Source organism: Allobosea vaviloviae (genome assembly GCF_001298265.1).
Lineage (GTDB): Bacteria > Pseudomonadota > Alphaproteobacteria > Rhizobiales > Beijerinckiaceae > Allobosea > Allobosea vaviloviae_B.
The window spans coordinates 1-23,928 of sequence record NZ_LGSZ01000029.1; the positions used below are offsets into that span (position 1 = coordinate 1).

A 23,928-nucleotide genomic window follows, 5' to 3' on the forward strand; every position below is an offset into this window, starting at 1 on the left:
CGACCCGGAGCCGGCGCGGCTGTGCAACCCAAACCAGCTCCGCCGCGCCGCCTCCTGACCGCCACAGCTCATCAAGGGGTCAATATTGGACGCCGATCGGGGGGCAACATTGCGCGCCGTTTGACAGATCTGGGCGTCAGACCGTGATTCCATCGCCGTCATGGGCGGCGATGGAGGGGCTTGGATGCGGCCGAGGGAACCGGTGGAGAGCGGTCAGCGTGATCTGTTCCGTGCGCGGCTCGACCAGATCATTGCCCTCGACCATGCCTTGGTTCGGCTGGCGCGGACGATTGACTGGAGCTTCCTGGAACGGTCCTTCGGCGCGGTCTACACCGACGCCGCCGGTCGCCCGCCGCTGCCGACGCGGCTGATGGCGGGGCTCGCCATCCTCAAGCACATGCACGACCTGTCCGACGAGGCGCTGTGCGAGCGCTGGGTCGAGAACCCGTATTTCCAGTTCTTTTGCGGCGAGGAGTTCTTCCAGCACGAACTGACCTTCGAGCGCTCCTCGCTCACCCGCTGGCGTCAGCGCATGGGCGAGGAGCGGTTGGCCACCCTCGTGCAGGAAAGCCTGACAGTCGCCGTCAAGACCGGTGCGGCCAAGCCCGCCGACTTCACCCGCGTCATCATCGACACCACGGTGCAGGAGAAGGCGATCACCTTCCCGACCGACGCCAAGCTGATGCACACAGCCCGCCAGCGCCTGGTGCGCCTGGCGAAGAAGGCGGGCGTCGATCTGCGCCAGAGCTACGCGCGGGTCGGCACGCACGCGCTGATCGCGCACCAGCGCTACGCCCACGCCAAGTAGTTCAACCGGGCGAACCGGGCGCTCAAGGCGATCCGCACCATGCTCGGCCGGGTCATCCGCGATATCGGCCGGCGCATCCGGGGCGAGGCGGACCTGGAAGCCGCCTTCGCCCTGCCGCTCTCGCTCGCCCGCCAGGTCCACGCCCAGGACCGGCGCCAGCGCGGCCAGAAGATCTATTCGCTGCACGCGCCCGAGACCGAATGCATCGGCAAGGGCAAGGCCCACAAGCCCTACGAATTCGGCGTCAAGGTGTCCGTTGCCACCCCGCTCGACCGCTGTAAGGGCGGCCAGTTCGTCGCCCATGTGAAGGCCATGCCGGGAGCCCCTTACGACGGCCACACGCTCGCCACCGTCATCCCCGCGATCGAGGAGAGCACCGGCGCTCCGCTTCAGCGCCTTCTCGTCGACCGCGGCTACAAGGGCCACAACGCGCCCGAACCCTACCGCTTCAAAGTCTTCATCCAGGGCCAGAAGCGGCGCGTCACCGCGGCCATCAAACGCCAGCTCCGGCGCCGCTCCGCCGTCGAGCCGGTCATCGGTCACCTCAAGAACGAGCACCGCATGACCCGCAACCGCCTGGCCGGCTCCCACGGCGACGCCGCAAACGCCGTCCTCGCCGCCGTCGGCTACAACTTCCGGCTCCTGCTCAAATGGCTCTGGCTTCTGTGCGCCCTCAGCCTGACCAGGCTCGCCGGCACAAACGCTCCAGCCATGTCGCGTCAAGGCGCCTGATCACCGTTCTTCACGGACGACTACCTCCTGAAAACGCAGCCAGAACATGCTTTGCTGAAGCATGAGATTGGTATGCGGAGCAGTGGGTAATTTCGTCGGTGTCGCTCGAAAAATCCAACATAGAGGCTACCCAAGTTCTTTCGTGAGCTCCGGCAGAACCGAGAAGAGGTCGCCGACGAGGCCGTAATCGGCCACCTGGAAGATCGGCGCTTCCTCGTCCTTGTTGATGGCGACGATGACCTTGGAGTCCTTCATGCCGGCGAGATGCTGGATCGCGCCCGAGATGCCGACCGCGATGTAGAGCTCGGGCGCCACGACCTTGCCGGTCTGACCGACCTGCCAGTCGTTCGGAGCGTAGCCGGCGTCGACCGCCGCGCGCGAGGCGCCCATGGCGGCGCCGAGCTTGTCGGCGACGGGTTCGATCACCTTGGTGAAGTTCTCGGCCGAAGCCAGCGCGCGGCCGCCCGAGATGATGATCTTGGCCGAGGCCAGCTCGGGACGGTCGGACTTCGCGACCTCCTCGCCCTTGAAGCTGGAGGAGCCGGGGTTCTCGGCGGCAGAGACTGCCTCGACCGGGGCCGAGCCGCCTTCACCGACGGCCGGGAAGGAGGCGGTGCGGATGGTCAGCAGCTTCTTGGCCTCGCCGGATTGCACCGTCTGGATGGCGTTGCCGGCGTAGACCGGGCGCTCGAAAGTGTCTGGCGAGACGACCTTGGTGACGTCCGAGACCTGCATCACGTCGAGCACGGCCGCGACGCGCGGCAGCACGTTCTTGCCGGTGGTCGTGGAGGGCGCGACGATGGCGTCGTAGCCATCCGCGAGCTTGACGATCAGCGCCGCGAGCGGCTCGGCCAGCGCATGGCCGTAGGCTGCGTCGTCCGCCAGCAGCACCTTCTCGACGCCTGCGAGCTTGGCAGCGGCATCGGCGGCCGCCTTGGCGCCCTGGCCGGCGACGAGGATGTGGACGGGGGCGCCGAGGGCCTGCGCCGCGGTCAGCGCCTTGGCGGTGGCGTCCTTGACGGAGACGTTGTCGTGTTCGGCGATCAGGAGCGTGGTCATCAGATCACCCCGGCGGTCTTGAGCTTGGAGACGAGTTCGGCGGCGTTGGCCACCTTGATGCCGGCGGAGCGGCCGGCAGGCTCGGCCGTCTTCAGCACCTTGAGCCGCGGGGCGACGTCGACGCCGAGCGTCTCGGCCGTGGTCTCGTCGAGGGGCTTCTTCTTCGCCTTCATGATGTTGGGCAGCGAGGCGTAGCGCGGCTCGTTGAGGCGCAGATCGGTGGTGACGATCGCCGGAAGCTTCAGGCCGACCGTCTGCAGGCCGCCATCGACCTCGCGGGTGACGTCGATCGAGCCATCGCCGACGGCGACCTTGGAGGCGAAGGTGCCCTGCGGCCAGCCGAGCAGGGCGGCAAGCATCTGGCCGGTCTGGTTGCAGTCGTCGTCGATCGCCTGCTTGCCGAGGATGACGAGGCCGGGATTCTCCTGCTCGACCACCTTCTTGAGGAGCTTGGCAACGGCGAGGGGCTCGACCGTGCCGTCGACCTTCACGAGGATGCCGCGGTCGGCGCCCATGGCGAGGCCGGTGCGGATCGTCTCGGCGGCCTGCGCCGGGCCGATCGAAACCACGACCACTTCCGTCGCCTTGCCCGCTTCCTTCAGCCGCAGCGCTTCTTCGACCGCGATCTCGTCGAAGGGGTTCATCGACATCTTCACATTGGCGAGCTCGACGCCCGAACCGTCCGCCTTCACGCGGATCTTCACGTTGTAGTCGACGACCCGCTTTACGGGCACCAATATCTTCATCGCCATTTTTCCAAGGATGTCCGAGGTTCGGGTCGTCAGCCGCCGACGTGATTGACGTATTTGTGGTGAACGTAACCGGCGAACCCCTCTAGTCCGCCTTCGTACCCGTAGCCGCTATCTTTGACGCCGCCGAACGGTGCCTCGGTGTGCGAAACGGCGAAGGAATTGATCCCCACCATGCCCACCTCAAGCTCCTCCTGAAGGCGAACAGCCGTGCCGGCCGAACGGGTGAATGCGTAACCGGCCAGGCCGACCGGGCTTTGGTTGGCCAGAGCTATGCCCTCGTCCAAATCGTCGAAGGTCGACACGATCGCGATAGGGCCGAACGGTTCGGTCTGCATCGCAAGCGCGTCGCCAGCGACGGACGTCAGCAAGGTCGGCTGGAAGAAGTAGCCGCGATTGCCGATCCTGTTTCCGCCGGTCACGACCTCCGCACCGCGCGAGCGTGCGTCGTTCACGATGTCCTGCATCGCCAACAGTCGCCGCTCGTTCGCCAGAGCTCCCATGTCCGAGGAAGGATCGAGACCGTCGCCGACGGTGATGCCGTTGAGATTGGCTGCAAAGCGCTCCACGAACTCGTCACGGATCCTCTGCTGGACATAGAATCGGGTCGGCGATGTACAGACCTGCCCGGCGTTGCGCGTTTTCCCAATTGCCGAGATCGCGGCCGCAGCGGCCACGTCGGCATCTTCGGCTACGATGACGGGTGCATGGCCTCCAAGTTCGAGGGTGCAGGGCTTGGCATGACGGCCAGCCTGAGCGGCCAAAAGTTTTCCGACCGGCACCGATCCTGTGAAGGTGATCTTGCGGATCACCGCCGAGTCGATGAGATGGGAAGAAATCTGCCCCGGATCGCCGAAGACGATGCTCAGCACCTCCTTCGGCAAACCGGCGTCAAGCAGAGCCTGTCCCAGCGCAAAGGCGCAGGCCGGCGTCTCTTCGGCTGGTTTGAGAATGACGCTGCATCCCGCCGCAATCGCCGGCGCGATCTTGCGGGCGGCCAGCAGCGCAGGAAAATTCCATGGCGTCAGCGCGACTACCGGGCCGATCGGCTCGGGCACCACCATCTGGCGAGCGCCGGCTATGCGCGCAGGCAGAATGCGGCCGTAGTTTCTCAGCGCCTCGCCGGCGAACCACTCGAAGGTCTCGGCACAGAGCGCGATCTCCAATCGCGATTGAGCGAGCACCCTGCCCTGCTCGCGTGTGAGATCGGTCGCGATCTCATCTATACGCTCGCGCAGGAGAGACGCTGCACGGATCAGCACCTCTGCCCGCTTTGCAGTGGCTTCGCGCTTCCAGAATCGAAAGCCGGCCTCCGCGGCAGCGAGCGCTTCGTCTAGATCGGCAGCGGAAGCCTTTGCTACCGACCCGATAACCTGTTCCGTGGACGGGTCGATGATCGAGATTCGATCGAGTCCTGGGCGTCGGGAACCTGCGATAAGCAGATCTACATCTCGGTAAGCATTTGAGGACGGCTGTATCGAGGCACTCATGCTGCTTTCTCACTGCTGTCTACGGCCGCCGGGTCGCCCGAAACGAGGACGATGCGCCCGGAAACCTTGTTCGCATGGAGAAGCTCCAAAGCCTCGTTGGCTCGGTCACGCGCCATAAGTTGGAGTGGAATGCGCGGGAGTCGTCCTGCCGCGGCAAGCGCGACAACATCGCGGAGATCTTGGGGCGATCCGGTATTGTTGCCGGAGATGGTCCTCGCCTGAAACACCATGCCCGCCAGGGAGATCGGTATCTGACCACCCCCGACGCCGACCAGTACGAGTTGACCGGCCTTGCCCAGCGCGTTGAGGGCGAGCTGCGCCGTTGCGGTCACATTGACGAAGTCGATCGCGGCTAGAACCTTTCCGCCGGCCGCCGCCTCGATCTGCGCCCCGGCGTCCGACGCCTCGCTGTCGATGACGTGGGAAGCACCGAGTTCGGCCGCGGCACTCCGCGCCTCGGGATTGATGTCTGCGCTGATGATCGCCTCGTGTCCCAGCGCCTTCAGCATGGCGATCGCCGACAGCCCCAGGCCGCCAGCGCCGAGGAGCAGGATCGGCTCGGTCGGGTTCGCCGGGCGGACCTTGCGAATGGCCGAGAAGACCGTGATCCCCGAACAGGCGAATGTCGCGGCCCATGCCGGGTCGAGCCCTTCGAGAGGAACGAGATAGCGCGGATGCGGAACGACTACTCGCTCGGCGAAACCGCCATGGGCGAGCACGCCGAGACTGCGCTGACGGATGCAAAGGTTGTCGTCGCCGACGGCGCAACGCGCACAGTCCCCGCAGCCGAGCCATGGGTAGACGACATGGCTTTCCCCGACGCTCACGCCCGTGGCGTCGGGACCTAGGGCGACGACCCGCCCGGTAATCTCATGGCCGATGGCCCTGGGCAGGGTGACGCCGCGGTCCTTGAGCAGCATCACCTGCCCCCCGCCCATGTCGTACGAGCCTTCCCAGAAATGCAGGTCCGAATGACAGACGCCGCAATGGGACACCTCGACAACGACTTGGGTGCCGGTCGGCACCGGGTCCTCGACCGCGATGCATTGCAGCGGCATCCTGTTTTCCACCACGGCCCATGCGCGCATTGGATTGTTCTCCGGGACTGATGGAGGCGCCGTATCCCGTGATCGCCTCCCGGACTGTTGGCCGAGGCGACTACCGGACGAGGCTGCAAGCCTCGGTATCAGGAGCCTTGAAGATATCTTTGCCTGGCAAGGTTTTGACCAGCTCCAGAAGGTCCCATTCGCCCTTCGATTCTGCAGGCTTCTTGACCCGGAAGAGATACATGTCCCGCAGGAGCCGGCCGTCTGCGCGAATTGCGGCGTTCTTCGTCATGAAGTCGTTGACGGGGGTTTCTTTCATCTTGGCGAGAACCTTGGACGTCTCGGCGCCGCCGACAGCCTGAACCGCTTTCAGGTAGTGTGTGACGGCTCCGTAAGCGCTGGCTTGATTCATGTTGGGCATTCGCCCGAATTTTTCGAAGAACCTCTTCGCGAACGCACGCGTCTCGTCGTTCATGTCCCAGTAGAAGGCTTCCACGATCATCAAATCATGCGCGATGGGAAGGCCGAGGGCCTTGATGTCGTGGAAGGTCAGAGCCGGTGCCGCTACCCTCTGACCACCCTGTCGCAGCCCGAATTCCTCGACCTGCTTCATCATGTTGACCGAGTGCATCGTGGTGGTCGTCAGTCCGACCACCGATGCCCGTGAAGTTTGAGCCTTCAGCAGATCGGAGGCAAAATCCGTCGCCTCGAACGAATGCTTGGTGGTGCCGAGCACCTTTCCGCCCGTGGCTACGACGCGGGTGGTGATGTCGCGCTCAAGATTGATGCCGTAGCCGTAGTCGACCGTGAGGAAGTACCAGCTGTCCTTGGGCGACCCGCCATAGGCCAGGAACGCGCCATTCGCTTGGGAATAGGTGTCGTAGGTCCAGTGAATTCCGTTGGGCGAGCAGTATTTCCCGGTCATGTCGGTGCTGCCTGTACTCAGGAAGACGACGAGCTTGTCCTTGTCGCGTGCCAGCTGCTGAACGCCGATCGCAATGCTCGTGAGCCCGACGTCGAAGATCGCTTCGACACCTTCGTCATACCAGCGGCGAGCCATGGCGACGCCGAGATCGGGTTTGCTGAGGTGGTCCGCGTCGAGCAGCTGTATGGGGCGGCCCAGTACCTGCCCTCCGAAATCCTCGATGGCCATGCGCGCCGCCAGGACCGTGCCACGGCCGGAGAAGTCGGCCGCGGCGCCGGACTGGTCGGTCAGCACGCCGATTTTCAAGGGTGGCGCGGGCTGGGCTTGAGCGCCCTGAGCCATCGATAAGCCGCACGCGACAATGGCGGTGACGGCGAGCCGGACCGGCGGAAAACGAAATCCTCTCATCAATTCCTCCCGAGATTTGTTTTTGATTTTGCGGGCTCAAGGTTCTCCAAGGCGCTAAAAGAGTCAATGGCCCTACCATTGACACATCAACCTTTGAGACCTACCCCTGAAGAAAACAAGCCGACGGGAGGTTCGAAATGCGCCGCATGCGCTGCTATCAGATCAATGAGTTCGGGGGATCGGTCGAACCGGCCGACATCGAGCTGCTCCCGGTCACAGGAAGCTCTGTTCGCCTGAAGGTGATCGCCGCGGGCGTCTGCCACAGCGACGTGCACATCTGCGAAGGTCACTACGATCTCGGCGGCGGCAGGAAGATCTCGTTTGCCGAGCGCATCAAATTCCCTCGGACTCTGGGACACGAGGTGTCCGGAGAGGTCGTCGAAGTCGGACCGGATGTCGAAGGCGTCGCTGTTGGCGACGTCTGCCTAGTCTGCTCCTGGATCGGTTGCGGCGAATGCGAGCAATGCGCGCAGGGGCTGGAGAATCTCTGCGTCAACCCACGCTTCGTCGGCGTGAATCGCGACGGCGGCTTCGCTGAATTCGTCGATGTGCCCGATCCGCGATACCTGATCGACTTGGGTCAGCTCGATCCGATCGCCGCCGCTCCCATGGTGTGTTCCGGGCTGACGACCTTCAGCGCGCTAAAGAAATTCGGTCCGTTGGAAGGGCGCCGCCCCATCGTCGTCGTCGGTGCCGGCGGCCTGGGACTCATCGCCATAGCCGTAGCCCGAATGCTCGGCTCGGTCGGAGTCGTCGTCGTCGAACTCGATGCCGCGAAGCGGGAAGCTGCTCTGGCAGCAGGGGCTCTCGCCGCCATCGCGCCCGGCGAATCCGCCCTCGAGGATATCAGACAGGCTGTCGGAGGGCCGGTCTGGGCTGTGCTCGACCTCGTCGGCAGCGGGAGCACCGCCAAGCTCGCGGTCGACGCGCTCGACAAAACAGGAAAACTGGTCGTCGTGGGCCTGTTCGGCGGCGCCATTGACCTTCCCGTGCCGACTTTCCCACTCAAGGTACTGACGATCCAGGGCAGCTACACCGGTTCCCCGGCCGAATTGCGCGAGTTCGTGGCATTGGCGCGTGAAAAAGGGTTGCCGGCCGCGCCGCTCGACAAAAGGCCGCTTTCCGCCGCTCCGGCGGCGCTCGCGGATCTCAAGGCAGGGCGCGTGATCGGACGGGTCGTCCTGCAGCCCTGATCAGCACCGCCGACAGTCCCGGACTCCTGCTGATGGTGGAAAGCCCCATGAATACGCACGCATCTCCTCCGGTATCGCATCCATATCTGACCGGCGCGGCCAAAGGCCACCTGATCGACGGCAGGATGGTGCCGTCGCGGTCGAGGCGGACCTTCGCGACCTTCAATCCCGCGACCGGCGAGAAGCTCGCCGATCTCGCCGAAGGATCGGCCGAGGACGTCGAGCATGCAGTACGTTCCGCGAGGCAGGCTTTCGAGGGGCCGTGGAAGTCGTTTACTCCCTATCAGCGCCAAGCCTTGTTGGTGCGCGTCCACGATCTCATCGATCGGCATTTCGACGAGCTCGCCCTGCTGGAAACGCTGGACATGGGCGCGCCGCTGTCGCGGACGAAGGCCTTCCGCTCGTTCCTCCTCCAGGCGGCGCTCTATTATGCGAGCCAGGCGGTCAACACCGCCGGAGAAACCCTGCCGAACTCGCTTCCCGGCAATTTCACGACGATGTCGATCAAGGCGCCGGTCGGCGTCATCGGCGGAATCATTCCCTGGAACGGACCTCTGATCAGCCAGTGGTGGATCCTGGGCGGGGCCCTGGCGACCGGCTGCACGGTGGTTCTCAAGCCGGCGGAGGACGCTTCCCTCAGCGTGCTGCGGATGGTCGAGCTTCTCTATGAGGCCGGGCTTCCAGAAGGCGTCGTCAATGTCGTGACGGGCTATGGTGCCGAGGCGGGCGACGCGCTTGCCCGCCATCCGGACGTGGATCGCATCGCCTTCACGGGTTCGACCGAGACGGGACGCAAGATCATCGAGGCCTCGACCGTCAACATTAAGCGCCTGCAGCTGGAGCTGGGCGGCAAGTCGCCCGACGTCGTCTTCGCGGATGCCGACCTCGACGTCGCCGTCCCCGGTGCGGCTATGGCGGTGTTCAACAACAGCGGCCAGGTCTGCTACGCGGGCTCGCGGCTTTTCGTCCAGCGCGGCATCCAGGCAGAATTCGTCGAGAGGCTCGCCGCCTTCGGCAAGACCCTGCGCGTCGGCAACGGGCTCGACCCCACAGTCAATCTGGGACCGCTTATCTCCCAGAAGCAGTTGGATCGCGTTCTTGGCTACATCGACGTGGCGACGCAGGAGGGCGCCTCGCTCGCGGCCGGCGGCAACCGCCTGCAAGGGGATCTGGCCAACGGCTACTTCATCGAACCCACGATCTTTTCCGGCGTCGGGAACGGCATGCGCATCGCGCGGGAGGAGGTCTTCGGTCCCGTTGTGTCCGTCATCCCGTTCGACGATGCCGAGGACGCGCTCCGAATGGCGAACGACACCATCTACGGGCTCGGTGGCGCGGTTTGGACCCGCGACGTGTCCACGGCGTTGCGGATGGCCAACGGCATCAAATCGGGAACAGTTTGGGTCAACTGCTACGGCGTCGTCGACCCGTCTGTCGGCTTCGGCGGCATCCGGATGAGCGGCTACGGCAACAAGGGCGGCCCCCACCACGTCGACGCGTTCCTTTATCAGAAGAACGTCTACATCAATCAGGGCTGACCGCCGCCCGCTCTACCGAGGACTATGAAATGGCTATCGATTTCGAGGTCGAGGACGGAATTGCGATCATCACGATCAACCGCCCCGAGCGGCTCAACGCGATGGACGGCGACCACTACCGCGCCCTGTCCGAAGCCTGGATCAAGGTCCGCGACGACATCGACATCCGCGTCGCGATCGTCACCGGGGCGGGCGAGCGCGCCTTCACCACCGGTGCCGACATCAAGAGCTTCGTGGCAAAGCCGGCCGAATTCTCGCAGATGTGGCTGACCCAGCGCGACCAGTTGCTGAATCGCGGCCTCGAGGTGTGGAAGCCTGTCATCTGCGCCGTGAACGGGCTGTGCCTCGGCGGCGGCATGACGCTGCTAATGGGCACCGACCTTCGGGTCGCAGCTGAGCACGCGACCTTCAGCCTTGCCGAGGTCAAGCGCGGCGTCATCCCGGCCAATGGCGGCACGCAGCGGGTATTGTCACAGCTTCCCTATGCGATCGCGATGGAAATGCTGCTGACAGGCGACTCCATCGACGCGCAGACCGCTCTTCGATGGGGCTTGATCAACAAGGTCGTGCCCGCCGGCGAGGTCATGTCCGCAGCGAAGGACTATGCACGCCGCATCGCCGCCGCCGCCCCCTTGGCCGTCCAGGCCGCCAAGGAGCTCGCAATCCGCGGCCGCGACATGGATCTCACGACCGGCTTGCGCATGGAACAGATGGTGCTGAGGCTGCTTCAGTCCACGGAGGATGCGAAGGAAGGGCCTGCCGCCTTCGCTGAGAAGCGCCCCGCTGATTTTAAGGGCCGCTAAAGGACGCGGAGCCCTGCAGAACCGCTTGGGAGCAATCCATGAACGTCGATCTCGAAATCTCCGGGCCGGTCGCGACGGTCCGGCTCAACCGGCCGGAACGCCTCAACGCGCTTTCCGAAGAAATGAAGGAGGCCATGCCCGACATCTTCGGGCAGGTGAATCGGGATCCGGCGGTCAAAGTCGTGGTTCTGTGCGGAGCGGGCCGCGGCTTTTGCGCCAGCGGCGACACGACGACGATGGGACAGTTCACGGCCGTTACCGGCCGCGAGCGTCTGAAGCGCGCCCATCGCATGATCATCGCGCTCGCCAATATCGAGAAGCCGGTGATCGCCAGCGTCCGCGGGCCTGTCGCCGGCATCGGATGGAGCATGGCGCTAGCCTGCGACATGATCATTGCGTCCGAGACGGCCGTGTTCTCCCAGGTATTCCGCAATGTCGGGCTGTCGCCTGATGGCGGCGCCATCTACTTCCTCTCCAAGGTGATCGGCGAATTGCGCGCCAAGGAACTCGTCTATCGCGCGCGTAAACTAGGAGCGGAGGAGGCCCTGTCCCTCGGTCTCGTGACGCGCATGGTGCCGGACGACGAACTCGAGGCCGAAACGCAGCGCTATGTCGAGGAACTCGTCGACGGCCCGCACTTCTCCTTCAGCACGACCAAGAAGATGTTCAAGCTGCTGCATTCCCCTAGCCTGGAAACCTTCCTGGACGCCGAGGCCTGGGCGCAGGGCGTCAATCTCCTGACAGAAGACCACGGCGAAGGCATCCAAGCGTTTCGGGAAAAGCGGCGGCCTGCGTTTAAAGGCAGCTGAGGCCCCCTAAGAAGGTCGCTTTCGCTGGAGGCCCGACCGGCGGCATTGCGCGACCAAGTCGCCGTGTTGGTTGTATGCGCGATGTAGGAAGGTGACGATCCCCGCTTCCGGCCGGGATCGGCTCTCCCGCAGATCAACCACCTCGGTTTCAACCCGGATTGTGTCGCCGTGGAAGAGCGGTTTCGGGAAGCGCACTTCGTCCCAACCGAGGTTCGCTATGGCGGTACCCAACGTGGTGTCTCCGACTGAGATGCCGACCATCAGGCCGAGCGTGAACGCGCTATTGACCAGCCGTTGGCCGAACTCGGTTTCAGTTCGGCAATACTCTTCATCGAGGTGGAGATAGGCCGGATTGTGCGTCAATGCGCTGAACCAGACATTATCGGCCTCGGTGATTGTGCGCCGGATCTCATGCTTGAAAACCTGCCCGATCGTCAGCTCGTCAAAAAATAAACCCGCCATTTCAATGCCTCCCTTTGCTTTTTCGAGCCGCCGGCTCGTTCTGATTGTTGACCCTAAAATATAATGGTCCTACCTTTGTACTATAAAGAATGCCGGCTGGAACCGGCAAGAGGGAGGATTGCAATGATCAAGATCCCGGCCGTTGCCGTGCTGCTGTTGGGGCTCGCGAGTCCGGTCGCCGCGAGGGCGCAGGAATATCCTCAAAGACCGATAAGAATGATCGTTCCTTTCGCGGCGGGAGGCGGCACAGATGTGCTGGCGAGGGTCGTCGCAGGCGCTTTGGCCGAGCGCTTGAAGCAGCAAGTCGTAGTCGAAAATCGTGGAGGTGCCGGCTCTGTGTCAGGCACCGACGCGGTCGCAAAGTCCGAGCCCGACGGCTACATGGTCCTGTTCACGTCGGTCGCGTACGCGATCAACCCCGGCGTCTATCGCAAGCTCCCTTACAAGCCCGCGGATTTGGTGCCTGTTGCAATGGCAGGAAGCGCCCCGCTCGTTCTCGTCATGCATCCCTCTGTGCCCGCTAACGACCTGCCGGAACTGCTGGCTCTGCTGAAAGCGAATCCGGGAAAGTACAACTATGGATCGTCGGGCAACGGCACGACGCTGCACATGGCGGCGGAAATGTTTCGGTCGATGGCGAAGGTCGACATGGTGCATGTGCCCTATCGCGGCGCTGCTCCGGCGATGACGGACCTTATTAGCGGCAATGTTTCCTTCGTCTTCGATCAGGTAACGACTGCAGCGCCCTTCGTTGACGACGGCAAGTTGAAAGCGATTGGCGTGAGCACGAAAACGCGCTCATCGCTCCTGCCCGGCACTCCGACAATGCATGAAGCGGGGTTGAGCGGCTATGAAACCTATACCTGGAACGTCATCGCCGTCCCCAAAGGCACGCCGCAGCCGATCGTCGATCGTCTCAACGCGGAGACCTACGCCGTGATGGGGAGCGCGCAGATGAACAAGCGCTTCTCTGAGTTGGGTGCGGAGACCAGCAAGCCCGCCTCGCCAGCCGAGGTCGCCGCCTTCGTCGAATCCGAAACTGCCAAGTTCAGGGCCATTGCCAAATCGGCTGGCGTCTCCATCGAATGAGTCGCGACGCGTCGCGAGATCGAGTGGCAAACCGGCCGAGATGGGTTTCCAAAATGACGCCAATCGCGGCATCGAAATGGCGTGAGCCCAAGGGCTCACGGCAGATATCAGGCACCAATGAGGTCGTGGGGCTAGGCTTAAGCGCCGGTCACGTGGATCGGCGCCCGGGCGAATAGCGTCGCCCCATCGGAACTGACCTTGCTTCCGCGTTCCGTCAGATGAATCGGAGCCGCAGCAAGAGCCACGCTCGCTTGCGCGAACACCAGGCTCAGGATCAGTGCGATAGCGATGCGCACACGGCGGGGATGGGTCGGCATCAGCATTACTCCTTTTCGCTCGCTTCGATGAGTCGGATTGCGGCCTCAAGTTCGGGGGTCTTGAAGAGATCATAGCCTTCCGGCATCCAGGCCGGGGCGAACTCCCGAATCGGACCGGTGTGGTTCGCGGTATCCAGCATCAGCTGGATCATGGCCTCGGCCTTCTTGTTGTAGGCGTCAGCCTTGCCGCCGTGCTCGATCATCGCGACATAGCCGGCGGCTTCGGCGAAGTTCAGGGGGATGCGGGGATCACCCAGCCGCCCAGTCGCCAGCTTTACCGCCTTCAGGACAACGGGTTCGGAGATGCGTTCGGCCATCGCCTTGAGATTGCTCTGCCGCTGGTTGCGCAGATTGTACTCGACGAAGAAAGCCAGTGTTTCCATGCGCACCGAGACCGCCTTTTCAGTGAAGGGGGCTTCGATGTTTCTCAGGACATGCAAGCGCTCAGCCGCGCACTCGGCGAGCCGGGTCTGCGCCTGTTCGAACAGGCGCACCTTGCGCTCGGGGCTGATGTTCGGGGCGCCAGCCTTATAGGTCGGGATCTGCGCGCCGAGCGAGGAGCGGCACAGCCAGTCAACCCGGCATTCCTCATTGCCGCTCGCCTTCTCGTCCAGGTGTTCGAGAACACCCTCCGCCTCAGAGAGAAGGAGCATCGCTCGGGCAGGCTCGATCAGATTGTAACTCGCCGAGCGCAGGAGCCATTCCATCCGCATCGCCGCTCTCGACGCCTCCGTCGGAAAGATCGCCTTGATGGCCTGCTCATTAAGGCCGGCGATGTCATCGTACTTCGTGCGCGGCCCGAGCAGCTTTTCCAGGGGGCTGTTTGCCAATCGATAGATCGAGGTCATAGCGGGGGCGCCGGCACCCAAGCTGTGCCTGAAGCTGCGGTAGGAAAAACGCTTCCGGCCGTTCACGTTGCGCGCCCAGTTTACGCCGGATCGGGCATTGAGAACGAGATTGGCCCTATTGCCTTCAGACTTGTTCGCGCCGGGCTTCTTGGTCAATTGACCCTCCAGTCGATGCGGCAGTGACATGATTATAGTTCGCGTGTGCCCAAGCGGAATTGCCTTGTTTCAGCTCAGGGGCTTCGTGGAACGAAATCATCGCGCTGACAGGCTGGCAGCGATGGCCTGAACCCCCAGTGAACGCCGCTGTTTCATTTCGTTCAGCTAGAGGAACACCACGGCAACCCCTGCCGTGTCGGCGTTCTCGCTCTTTTTTCACTTTTCTTTTCACGCCAGACCACGAAGGGAAACATCTAACGCGGACTGTTTCATTCCGAAGGGCGCGCTGAAAAATCGAGCTGTCCACGCCCTGATCCTGCCCTGGCCTTCCGCGCCGCGGAGGCGGCCGGGGAGTCCCCGGCCTCGAACGCCCGAAGCAACAAGCTTCGGCCCTGGCCAATGGGGTCCAAGATGGACAGTTTCCCGCGTGCCGCTTCCTTTGTGGGCTGCGGCTTCGTGATTGCCCTCCTGACAGCTTGCGCGCTCAGCTTCGTCCCGCAGGCAGACAGCCTCCTCGGATCGGCGGCCAACGATAACCGCAGGGTTCGCGCGGCCAACGACAACGAAATCCTGAAGGCCGCGAATGACAATCGGGCTGTTGCGCATCCGGTCGATCCCGTAGCGCAAGATGTCCTCGCGCAGCGCGTCACCGATCAGGAGAAAGCGCTCCTGAACTACATCGCGAAATGCGAGGGCACGGCAAACCAGGCGAACGACGGGTATTCCACCTCGCTCGATTACGGCAGGTGGCTGCCAAGGGCTATGGAGCAGGACCTGACGGTCCTGACCCTCGATCAGATCGAAGCTCTGCAGACGGTGATGTTGTCGCACCCTAAAAACGCTGCGCTGTACGCCGGCGGGGGCTCCAGCGCCATCGGCCGCTATCAGATCGTGCGGCGCACGTTGCGCGGTCTCAAGAAGCAGCTCAGCCTGCCCGGGGACCAGCTCTTCGATGCGGCACTGCAGGACCGCCTTGGCCTGCATCTCGCCCGCCAACGCGGGGCCTCGCGGAGCCTGGGCGACGAATGGGCAAGCCTGACGGGCAAGAAGCTCGAGGAAGCGATCTCCCTGGCCAGCCGGGCGTTCGGTCCGAGGGACTAGATCCTCCTGGCCCATCAGGCGACTACGTCGCCGAACGCGACCAGGCCACATCAAATAGGGCTGCGCACTTTGGCTTGGCCTATCCTTGCAAGACAATCTCGATACCGAACGGTGCTCGACCTGCCCAACGCCATCGCCAAATGGAGCGGTGGGGACGCGGTGGGTGACCGCGGTATAGAACTGAGACCGCGGTCTTCGCTACGCGGCGGCCTCACCTGGCGCCAGAGATTCCAACTCGCCTGGCGTTAGTCCCAGCTCAGCGAGAATCTCCTCGGTGTGCTCGCCATGATTGGGTGGAGACAAGCCGGGCTCAGCCACTCGACCATCGAACCGAACGGGCTGCGCAATCCCGTGCAGGTCGCCAACCCCGGGCCGATCATACGTCATGACCATTCCCGTTGCCTGCGTATGAGGGTGATCAAGCAATTGCTGGATCGAATTAATTGGCGAGCACGGAATTCCGGCTTTGGAGAGCACCTCGTACCAGTGTGCCGCCGTATTGGTGAGGAGGGCGGCCTGAACGATTTCAAGCGTCCTGGCGCGGTTTCTGACGCGGTCCGCGTTGGTTCGGAACTCCGGATCGTCTGCGAGTTGATCAAGTCCCGCGGCGGCGCAGAATTTTCTCCATAGGTTATCGTTTGCGACGCCGATCATGATCGGGCCATCCGCTGCTTCAAGCGCTTGGTAAGGACAGAGCGACTCGTGGCTGGAGCCGCATTTCTTCGGCTGGACCCCGCGCTCCCAGAAGCTCTGAAGATTGTAGGCCATCAGTCCCATGGCAGTATCGTAGAGCGACACGTTGACGGTTCCGCCTGCCCCGCCATTCTGCCTCTCGTAGAGCTTCGCCAGGATGCCGGTAAGGGCGTGCATGCCAGTCATCTGATCGATCGGCGATATCGGGCTGCGGATATAGCTGCCTCCCTCCTCGCCGGTCAGCGCCATGACGCCACAGAAGGCCTGCAGGATCACGTCGTATCCGGGAGCCGCGCGCAACGGCCCTTCGCGGCCGAAGCCCGAGATGCTGCAATGGATCAGGCGCGGGTTGATCGCCCGTAGCGTCTCCGCATCGATTCCGAGCCTTTCGGCCACTCCAGTCCCGAAGCTTTCGATCGCGACATCGGCTGTTTTCGCGAGGCGATGCACGATCGCCTTGCCGCGCTCGGTCTTGAGATCGAGCGCAATGCTCCGCTTGTTGCGGTTGACGCTCATGTACACGGCGCCGAGCCCAGGCGCACGGAAAGGCGGCCAGCCGCGCGTCTCGTCACCGAGCTGCACGGGCTCGACCTTAATGATCTCGGCCCCCATTTCCCCGAGATACTGCGTGCAGAGAGGGCCTGCGAGGACCTTCGTCAGGTCAAGGACGCGCACGCCCGTCAGTGGCTTGGTCACATATTCCTCCATCGCAGTCCGGGGCGCGCCGCGAGCGGCGACGCCGAGGGACCTTACTTCTTCTCGATTTTCGCGATCTCGACGAGATGAACCCATCGCGCTGCGTCCTCGTCGACATAGGCTCCGAGCTCTGCTGGAGTCGTCGATAGGATTTCCGATCCGATTTGATTCACGAAGGCGATCATGTCCGGCTCCCGCAGCAGAGTGTTCAAGGCCTCGTTCAGGCGCGCGACGATTGGCTGCGGCGTTTTCGCGGGCGCAAAGGCAGCAACCCACGCGACAATGTTGAAGTCCGGCACGCCGAGCTCCATCAAGGTCGGAATATCGGGCAGCGTCGGCACGCGCTTTGGGCCGGTCACCGCCAGCACGTCGAACTTCTTTTCCTGGATCATGCCGAGCGCGCTGGCTGGATCGGGGAAGAACACGTCGATCCGGCCGCCGATCAGATCGGTCATAGCCTGAGGCGAACCGCGATACGGCACATGCGTCATGTCGAAGCCGAGGCGCGCCTTGAGCAACTCGCCCGAGGCCCGCCCGCCGGTGTTTCCACTGCCGTAAGACAATGGCGGATTGGCTTCCTTCGCCGCTTTGACGAAGCTTGAGAAATCCCTTGCCGGGAAGCCAGGACGAACAGCGAGCATGAACGGGATGCGAATGATCCCGCCGATCGGCGTGAAATCCCTCTTCGGATCGTAGGGGAGCTGGCGATAGATGCTCGGATTGGCCGAGTGCGTCGTGTTGGTGGTGACGAGCAGGGTGTAGCCGTCAGGCGCCGAGCCGGCGACCTGCCGGCTGGCGATGATGCCGTCCGCGCCGGCCTTGTTCTCGATGATGAAGCCCTGGCCGAGATGCCGTTGCAGTCCCTCGCTGACCTTGCGGGCGACCGCATCGGTCGCGCTTCCGGCCGGGAACGGCACTATGATTGTGACCGGTCGCGTAGGGTAATCCTGTGCCTCGGCCGTGGCCATCGGCAGCGCCCCCGACAGCAGCGCGACGGCAAGCAGTTTCATCACAGTCTTTTTCATTTTGCTTCCTCCCATTTTCCGCGATTTGCCCTCAGGCTGACATTGCAGCCGCGCTGCGGATCCCTTGCAGTCGGAACCCCCGGTAGCCGTCAGCTGCGATCTCGGCGCAGATCCGGCGATAGTTTCCCAAGCCTCCGACATAGGGCATGAACATCCGCGCCTTGCCGGGGATGTTGGCGCCCATGTACCAGGAGCCAGCGCGGGGATAGAGCGTGCGCTCGGCTGCGGCGTTGACTTCTTGTCCCCATTCCGTCTGCGCCCCGGAGTAGGCTTCGATCAGATCGAGCCCCGCCTCGTTCAGATGACAGAGGCATTCAGCAATCCAGTCCACATGCTGCTCGATAGACACGATCATGTTGCTGAGGACGGACGGGCTGCCTGGACCGGTTACCGTGAACAGGTTGGGGAAGCCTGCTACCATCAGGCCGAGATAGCTTCTCGGTCCGTCTCTCCATTCGTCGGAAAGGCAGCGCTGATCCCTTCCGCGAATATCGATCGCATTCAGAGCTCCGGTCATCGCGTCGAAGCCGGTAGCAAAAACAAGCACGTCGAAGGCGTAGTCACGCCCACCGGCGCTGAGCCCCTCGGGCGTAATTGCGTTGATCGGCTCGTTGCGGATATCGACCAGCTCGACATTGTCGCGGTTGTAGGTCGCATAGTAGTCGGTATCGACGCAGATGCGCTTGGCGGCCAACGGGTGGTCGAACGGCAACAGGGCTTCGGCAGTCCTGGGATCGCGGACGATCTGGCGGATCTTCCCACGCACAAAGTCCGCAGCGGTCTGATTGGACGCCTCGCTGATCAGCAGATCGTTGAAAGCGTGCATGAAGTTGGCGCCGCCCGTCTGCCAGCGCCTCTCATATTCGGCCTGACGCGTCGCCTCGTCGACCTCCATCGCCCCCTTGTCGCTGAACTCGTACAGCGTGCCGGACCAGGTGGATTCACGGGCGCGTTTGCGGAGGGCCGGATAGCTTTCCTTCCAAGACCTCTCATAGTCGTCGGTCATGTCCCAGTTGCGGGCCGGAACGCTGAAATTCGGCGTACGTTGGAACACCGTGACATGTTGCGCCTGCGCGGCGATCAGCGGGATCGCCTGGATTCCGGATGATCCTGTCCCGATGGCGCCGACGCGTTTGCCCGTGAAGTCGAACGGTTCGCGCGGCCATAGGGCGGTGTGCAGGACCTCGCCCGCGAAGCAATCAAGACCGTCGATAGCCGGGAGGCGGGATGCCGAGAGGCAGCCTGTCGCCATGACGCAGAATCGGGACTCGATCGCCGCTCCATCCGCCGTCGTTAGCGTCCAATGGCCCGACTTCTCATCGAATTCGGCAGCCTTGATCCGCGTGTTCAGGACGATGTCGCGCCGAAGATCGAAGCGATCGGCGACGTGGTTGATGTAGCGCAGGATTTCCGGCTGGGTCGCGAAGCGCTCGCTCCAGCGCCATTCCTGTTCCAGCGCAGGATCGAAGGAGTAGGAGTACTGGACGCTTTCGACGTCGCAGCGCGCTCCTGGATACCGGTTCCAATACCAGGTGCCGCCGACATCCTCGGCGGCTTCGAAGACTTTCGCCGAGAAGCCCAGCGTCCTGAGCTTATGCAGCATGTAGAGGCCGGCGAAGCCGGCTCCTACGATGACCACGTCCAAAATTTCGGCGTTGAACCGCGCCTCGCGTTTCCGCTGCTCCATGTCCGTTTCCCGTTCTCGCTGCGCTTTTTGCGCGATTGCGGGAAACGGTAGGTCGATTCCAGTCAATGGTCAAACCATTTGACGATTACCCCTGATTGGCTTTAGTCCTCAATCCGCAAAGGGAGTGAAACAATGAAACTAAGGTCCATGTTGTTCGTGCCCGCAGACAGCGAGCGAAAATTCGCCAAGGCCCAAAACAGCGGCGCAGACGCGCTGATCCTCGACCTCGAGGATTCCGTCGCCCCCGATCGCAAGACGCTGGCTCGCGACATGCTGGCCGAACTCATTTCGTCGGAGGCGCCCCGCGATTGGTCGCTGTGGGTCCGCGTCAACGCGCTCGACACGGGGCTTACGCTCGACGATCTGTCGGCGGTCGTAAGGCCGGGCCTCGGCGGCATCATGGTGCCCAAAGCCAACGGTGCGTCCGATATCGAGCGGATCGGATATTATCTCGATGCATTCGAGACCCGCAGCGGCATGGCGCGGGGCACCGTCAAGATCATCGTGGTTGCGACCGAGACCCCGATAGCCATGTTCAACCTCGGCAGCTATGCGCCCGCGCATGAGCGGCTGGCCGCAATGACCTGGGGGGCGGAAGATCTCGGTGCCGTCATCGGCTCGGCCACGAACAAGCAGAGCGACGGCGACTGGACGCAGACCTATCGAATCGTTCGCTCGATGTGCCTCTTCGCTGCCTCCGCAGCGGATGTCGCGCGCATCGACACGCTCTACGCGGACTTCAAGAATCCGGCCGGCCTCGAGGAAAGTTGCCGGGCATCGCAGCAGGACGGCTTCACCGGCCGGATCGCGATCCATCCCGATCAGGTCGAAACGATCAACCGCTGCTTCTCGCCGTCGGCGGACGACCTCGCCCAAGCCAGGCGCGTCGTCGCCGCCTTCGAGACTCAGCCCGGGATCGGCACCATCGGCATCGACGGGAAAATGTACGACATTCCCCACCTCAAGCTCGCGCGCCGCATCGTGGCGGCGGCCGAGTAGCAGCCTCATCGTCGAGCGGCCGGCGATCCGTTTCGAGCGGTGCAGCCGGCCGAGCCTATTCGGGCTGAAGATCCTCGTCCTCGCGGGCCTTCGTCGCCGCGCGTGTCGCCTGCATGTGTCGCTGCATGCGACGATAGGCTGCGGCGCCGTCGCCGGCTTCGATCGCTGCGAGAATGCGCGTATGGATATCGACGACGGCTTGCCGGGTTTCGAGCGTGTCGTACTCCACGCTGATCGTCGAGACGGCGACATCGTAGGAAATCGAATAGAGGAAGGCCGAGAGCAGGTCGTTGCGCGCGGCGGCGGCGATCGCGTTGTGCCAGTCGATATTTACCGCGGCGAACTGATCCTTGTCGCCGAGCGCTTCCTCCAATTCGGCATTGAGCTGTCGAAGACGAGCGAGGTCCTCAGCCGTTCGCCGCTCCGCCGCCATCTGAGCCAGATGTGGCTCAAGCGTCTCGCGCGCCTCCTGCAAGGTGCGCAAGGACAGGCGCCGCCCCCGAACGAACTGTTTGATGAAATGGGCCATAGCGTCATTGCCGGGACGACTGACGATGATCCCACCCAGGCGCCCGAGCCGCGTCTTGACCAGACCCTCGACCTCTAGCTTACGTAAGGCTTCGCGAACCGATCCACGGCTCAGCCCCGTCTGTGAGACGAGCTCGCGTTCGGTGGGCAGACGCGCCCCTTCGGCCAGCGACCCGGCGAGAATCGTCTCGCGCAATCGATCGGCGAGCACCTCATAGGATTTCTGGACCGAGATCCTCCCGACGACGGTCTCGGAAGAGCGTTCTGTATCGCTCATGGGTCTCCTCAGCGCTGGCCACTACCAGCTCCCATTGAACCAATGGTCCGAGCAAATCAAGCATTGGCCCAGGCCAGCAGCATTAGCTACGCGACTCGGACCAGTTGCTTGCCGAAATTCCGGCCGTTCATCATCCGCAGGAAAGCTTCCGGCACACGCTCGAAACCATCGAGGATGTCCTCCCTCGTCGTCAGCTGCCCGCTGCGGTGCCAGGCAGCCAACCGGGCGAAGGCCTCATCGCGCTTGTGCCACCAATCGAACACGACGAGGCCTTGGACCATGGCGCGGGTGACGATCAGGCGCGAGGAGGCGCGCAACCCGATGTCGTCCTGCTCGAAATTGTCCGCCAGGGCGATCCGGCCGCAGATCACCACCCGCGCGGCGACTGCGAGGTTGCGCATCACCGCGTCGTGGATCGGGCCTCCGGTGTTGTCGAAAAAGACGTTGACGCCGCCCGGAGCCAAGCTGGCGAGTGCCCCAGCGAGGTCGTTGCTCGTCTTGTAATTGATGGTCTCGTCGAATCCGATCTTCCGACACCAGTCGAGCTTGTCGTCGGAACCGGCGATGGCGATCACTCGCGCGCCGCAGAGCTTGCCGATCTGACCGGCGATCTGCCCGACCGCTCCCGACGCCGCCGAGACGACCATGGTATCGCCGGGGCGTGGGCGTCCGATCTCCAATACCCCGACGTAAGCCGTCAGCCCCGTCATGCCGAGCCAGGACAGCGTCGCCTGCGGCGGAGCCAGATCGGGATCGACACGATTGACCTTCGCGGAGCCAGGCATGTCCGGCGTCAGCACGGCGAACTCACGCCAACCGAAGGTCATGGCTTCGGCGAGATCCCCGGCCTTCCAGTCGGGATGACGAGAGGCGACGACTTCTCCGACGCCCCCGCCCTGCATGACCTCGCCGACGCCGACGCCTTTCGTATAGTTGCCCGCTGGGCTGATGCGGCCGCGCATGTAGGGATCGAGCGACAGCCACCGCGTACGCACCAGGATCTGCCCAGGACCAGGTTCGGGCATGGGCGCGTCCTGCAGCGTCCAGGTCTCCAGCGAAGCCGGGCCTTGCGGATAGGACGCCAGCAGCCACTGCCGATTCGTCATCAACTGTCTCCATCTTGCATCGAGGCCGGATCCACGACCGTCAGCCCTTGACCAGCGGGCAGGCGGCGGCATCGGCCTTCTGGAAAGCCTCTTCGCCAGGGATCGTCGAGACCAGCTCGTAGAGATCCCACTCGCTCTTCGACGCCGATGGGGCCTTTACCCGGAAGACGTACATGTCCCGGATTACGCGGCCATCCTCCCGAATGCGTCCATTCCTGGTCATGAAGTCGTTGATCGGCGTGTCCTTCATCTTGGCGGCAACCTTGGCCGTGTCGTCCGCGCCGACGGCCTGGACCGCTTTGAGGTAATGCATCACGGCGCCATAGGCGCTGGCCTGGACCATGTTCGGCATCTTGCCGAAGCGGGCCTTGTAGCGCTGGGCGAAAGCGCGTGTCTCTTCGCTCTGATCCCAGTAGAAGGGCGCAGTCACCACCAGCCCCTGCGCCGTCTGCAGCCCCATGCCCTTGACGTCGTGAAGGGTCAGGCTGAGGGCGGCCATTTCCTGTTTCGGCCGAATGCCGAACTCGTCGGCCTGCTTGACGATGCTCGCCACATGCCCCGTCGTGGTCGCGAGGGCGATCACGTTGGCGCCGGACCCCTGGGCCTTCAAGAGGTCGGAAGAAAAGTCCTTGTTGTCGAAGGCATGCCGGGCCGAGCCTATGATTTTGCCCTGGCCCGCCTCGACCATGCCGGTCGTATCGCGCTGGACGTTGTGGCCATAAGCGTAGTCGACCGTCATGAAGTACCAGTTCTTCTTTCCGGCATCGAGATAGTACTTCGTAACGCCCAGCGCTTGACTGTAGTTGTTGTACGTCCAGTGGATGCCGAAGGGGCTGCAGGCCTTGCCGGTCAGGTCGCTCGAAGCCGAACTCAGATAGATCGCGATCTTGTTCTTGTCGCGCGTGAGCTGCTGCACGCCGAGCGCGACCGAAGTGATCCCGACGTCGAAGATCGCGCTGACCCCTTCGTCATACCATTTGCGCGCCGCGGCGATGCCGACGTCCGGCTTGTTAAGATGGTCGGCGCTGAGAATTTGGATCGGGCGGCCCAGCACCTTCCCGCCGAAATCTTCGGCCGCCAGCTGCATGGCGACGACGGTGCCCGGACCGGACAGATCGACGACGATGCCGGACATGTCGCTGAGCGATCCGATTTTGAATGGCTCCTGAGCCGACGCCCCCGTTGGGCCAGCGATGAACCCTGCGGCCAACATGGCGGCCGACGATAAGGTTGGCCAGGCGCGGCCAGTCTCGATGGTCATCGTTCCTCTCCCATTTTGGTTTTCCCCGGACTCGGGGCGAAGCCCGGCCGGGTTTGTTGCGACGACGCTAGCACGATGCGGTCAATGGTCAAACCATTTGACGATACGCGTTTCAGCGACTAG

21 protein-coding genes and 1 pseudogene are annotated in these 23,928 nt (G+C 63.4%); 8 read left to right on the plus strand and 14 right to left on the minus strand.

The window, feature by feature from the left end:
• The first annotated feature begins 184 nt into the window (after nucleotides 1–184).
• Nucleotides 185–1,540: pseudogene (locus AE618_RS08440) on the plus strand (IS5 family transposase).
• 126 nt (nucleotides 1,541–1,666) lie between these two features.
• Here AE618_RS08440 and AE618_RS08445 read toward each other — a convergent pair.
• The 5 genes from AE618_RS08445 to AE618_RS08465 form a co-directional block, all read right to left on the minus strand.
• Nucleotides 1,667–2,599: an electron transfer flavoprotein subunit alpha/FixB family protein gene (locus tag AE618_RS08445; protein ID WP_054208628.1), complete on the minus strand. Its 933-nt coding sequence runs from the start codon at nucleotides 2,597–2,599 to the stop codon at nucleotides 1,667–1,669.
• On the minus strand, nucleotides 2,599–3,345 hold the full coding sequence (locus AE618_RS08450) for an electron transfer flavoprotein subunit beta/FixA family protein (RefSeq protein ID WP_054208690.1): 747 nt from the start codon (nucleotides 3,343–3,345) through the stop codon (nucleotides 2,599–2,601). The genes AE618_RS08445 and AE618_RS08450 overlap by 1 nt, the downstream gene beginning before the upstream one ends.
• 35 nt (nucleotides 3,346–3,380) lie before the next feature.
• Nucleotides 3,381–4,838 carry an NAD-dependent succinate-semialdehyde dehydrogenase gene (locus AE618_RS08455; RefSeq protein ID WP_054208629.1) on the minus strand — a complete coding sequence of 486 codons (1,458 nt, stop codon included), beginning with the start codon at nucleotides 4,836–4,838 and terminating at the stop codon, nucleotides 3,381–3,383.
• Nucleotides 4,835–5,926, minus strand: coding sequence for an alcohol dehydrogenase (locus AE618_RS08460; RefSeq protein ID WP_054208630.1), 1,092 nt, complete (start codon nucleotides 5,924–5,926; stop codon nucleotides 4,835–4,837). The genes AE618_RS08455 and AE618_RS08460 overlap by 4 nt, the downstream gene beginning before the upstream one ends.
• A 70-nt stretch (nucleotides 5,927–5,996) precedes the next feature.
• Nucleotides 5,997–7,217: an ABC transporter substrate-binding protein gene (locus tag AE618_RS08465; protein WP_054208631.1), complete on the minus strand. Its 1,221-nt coding sequence runs from the start codon at nucleotides 7,215–7,217 to the stop codon at nucleotides 5,997–5,999.
• 137 nt (nucleotides 7,218–7,354) lie between these two features.
• On the opposite strand from AE618_RS08465, the gene AE618_RS08470 reads away from it, so the two are divergent.
• The 4 genes from AE618_RS08470 to AE618_RS08485 are packed head-to-tail and all read left to right on the plus strand — an operon-like array spanning nucleotide 7,355 to nucleotide 11,560.
• The gene (locus tag AE618_RS08470; RefSeq protein WP_156330174.1) at nucleotides 7,355–8,410 is read left to right on the plus strand and encodes an alcohol dehydrogenase catalytic domain-containing protein; all 1,056 of its coding nucleotides are present in this window, start codon (nucleotides 7,355–7,357) and stop codon (nucleotides 8,408–8,410) included.
• Between the two features lie 47 nt (nucleotides 8,411–8,457).
• Nucleotides 8,458–9,948 carry an aldehyde dehydrogenase family protein gene (locus AE618_RS08475; RefSeq protein WP_054208633.1) on the plus strand — a complete coding sequence of 497 codons (1,491 nt, stop codon included), beginning with the start codon at nucleotides 8,458–8,460 and terminating at the stop codon, nucleotides 9,946–9,948.
• Between the two features lie 29 nt (nucleotides 9,949–9,977).
• On the plus strand, nucleotides 9,978–10,751 hold the full coding sequence (locus tag AE618_RS08480) for an enoyl-CoA hydratase/isomerase family protein (protein WP_054208634.1): 774 nt from the start codon (nucleotides 9,978–9,980) through the stop codon (nucleotides 10,749–10,751).
• 38 nt (nucleotides 10,752–10,789) lie between these two features.
• Nucleotides 10,790–11,560 carry an enoyl-CoA hydratase/isomerase family protein gene (locus tag AE618_RS08485; protein ID WP_054208635.1) on the plus strand — a complete coding sequence of 257 codons (771 nt, stop codon included), beginning with the start codon at nucleotides 10,790–10,792 and terminating at the stop codon, nucleotides 11,558–11,560.
• 6 nt (nucleotides 11,561–11,566) lie between these two features.
• Here the strand turns inward: AE618_RS08485 and AE618_RS08490 are convergent, their stop codons facing one another.
• A complete protein-coding gene (locus AE618_RS08490; protein WP_054208636.1) occupies nucleotides 11,567–12,022 on the minus strand; it encodes a MaoC family dehydratase in 456 nt (151 codons plus the stop codon).
• A gap of 123 nt (nucleotides 12,023–12,145) precedes the next feature.
• Here AE618_RS08490 and AE618_RS08495 point away from each other — a divergent pair, with 123 nt between their 5' ends.
• A complete protein-coding gene (locus tag AE618_RS08495; protein WP_054208637.1) occupies nucleotides 12,146–13,111 on the plus strand; it encodes a Bug family tripartite tricarboxylate transporter substrate binding protein in 966 nt (321 codons plus the stop codon).
• Nucleotides 13,112–13,248: 137 nt separating this feature from the next.
• On the opposite strand, the gene AE618_RS08500 is transcribed toward AE618_RS08495, so the two are convergent.
• Together AE618_RS08500 and AE618_RS08505 are read right to left on the minus strand one after the other, a co-directional pair.
• Nucleotides 13,249–13,428, minus strand: a complete 180-nt coding sequence (locus AE618_RS08500) for a hypothetical protein (RefSeq protein WP_156330175.1) — start codon at nucleotides 13,426–13,428, stop codon at nucleotides 13,249–13,251.
• A gap of 5 nt (nucleotides 13,429–13,433) precedes the next feature.
• A complete protein-coding gene (locus AE618_RS08505) occupies nucleotides 13,434–14,432 on the minus strand; it encodes a hypothetical protein (RefSeq protein WP_054208639.1) in 999 nt (332 codons plus the stop codon).
• Between the two features lie 411 nt (nucleotides 14,433–14,843).
• Between AE618_RS08505 and AE618_RS08510 the strand changes: the two genes are divergently transcribed.
• A complete protein-coding gene (locus AE618_RS08510; protein WP_156330176.1) occupies nucleotides 14,844–15,533 on the plus strand; it encodes a hypothetical protein in 690 nt (229 codons plus the stop codon).
• Between the two features lie 198 nt (nucleotides 15,534–15,731).
• On the opposite strand, the gene AE618_RS08515 is transcribed toward AE618_RS08510, so the two are convergent.
• The 3 genes from AE618_RS08515 to AE618_RS08525 are packed head-to-tail and all read right to left on the minus strand — an operon-like array spanning nucleotide 15,732 to nucleotide 19,634.
• Nucleotides 15,732–16,922, minus strand: a complete 1,191-nt coding sequence (locus AE618_RS08515) for a CaiB/BaiF CoA transferase family protein (protein ID WP_197280723.1) — start codon at nucleotides 16,920–16,922, stop codon at nucleotides 15,732–15,734.
• 53 nt (nucleotides 16,923–16,975) lie between these two features.
• Nucleotides 16,976–18,088: a Bug family tripartite tricarboxylate transporter substrate binding protein gene (locus tag AE618_RS08520; protein ID WP_156330177.1), complete on the minus strand. Its 1,113-nt coding sequence runs from the start codon at nucleotides 18,086–18,088 to the stop codon at nucleotides 16,976–16,978.
• On the minus strand, nucleotides 17,979–19,634 hold the full coding sequence (locus AE618_RS08525) for a flavin-containing monooxygenase (protein ID WP_054208643.1): 1,656 nt from the start codon (nucleotides 19,632–19,634) through the stop codon (nucleotides 17,979–17,981). Before AE618_RS08525 ends, AE618_RS08520 begins: the two co-directional genes overlap by 110 nt.
• 132 nt (nucleotides 19,635–19,766) lie before the next feature.
• Between AE618_RS08525 and AE618_RS08530 the strand changes: the two genes are divergently transcribed.
• The gene (locus AE618_RS08530) at nucleotides 19,767–20,633 is read left to right on the plus strand and encodes an HpcH/HpaI aldolase/citrate lyase family protein (protein ID WP_054208644.1); all 867 of its coding nucleotides are present in this window, start codon (nucleotides 19,767–19,769) and stop codon (nucleotides 20,631–20,633) included.
• 55 nt (nucleotides 20,634–20,688) lie between these two features.
• Here AE618_RS08530 and AE618_RS08535 read toward each other — a convergent pair whose 3' ends face one another.
• The 3 genes from AE618_RS08535 to AE618_RS08545 form a co-directional block, all read right to left on the minus strand.
• Nucleotides 20,689–21,372 carry a FadR/GntR family transcriptional regulator gene (locus tag AE618_RS08535; protein WP_197280724.1) on the minus strand — a complete coding sequence of 228 codons (684 nt, stop codon included), beginning with the start codon at nucleotides 21,370–21,372 and terminating at the stop codon, nucleotides 20,689–20,691.
• A 152-nt stretch (nucleotides 21,373–21,524) separates the two neighbouring features.
• Nucleotides 21,525–22,544 carry an NADP-dependent oxidoreductase gene (locus AE618_RS08540; RefSeq protein ID WP_054208646.1) on the minus strand — a complete coding sequence of 340 codons (1,020 nt, stop codon included), beginning with the start codon at nucleotides 22,542–22,544 and terminating at the stop codon, nucleotides 21,525–21,527.
• A 40-nt stretch (nucleotides 22,545–22,584) separates the two neighbouring features.
• Nucleotides 22,585–23,805 carry an ABC transporter substrate-binding protein gene (locus AE618_RS08545; RefSeq protein WP_197280726.1) on the minus strand — a complete coding sequence of 407 codons (1,221 nt, stop codon included), beginning with the start codon at nucleotides 23,803–23,805 and terminating at the stop codon, nucleotides 22,585–22,587.
• Nucleotides 23,806–23,928 lie beyond the last annotated feature (123 nt).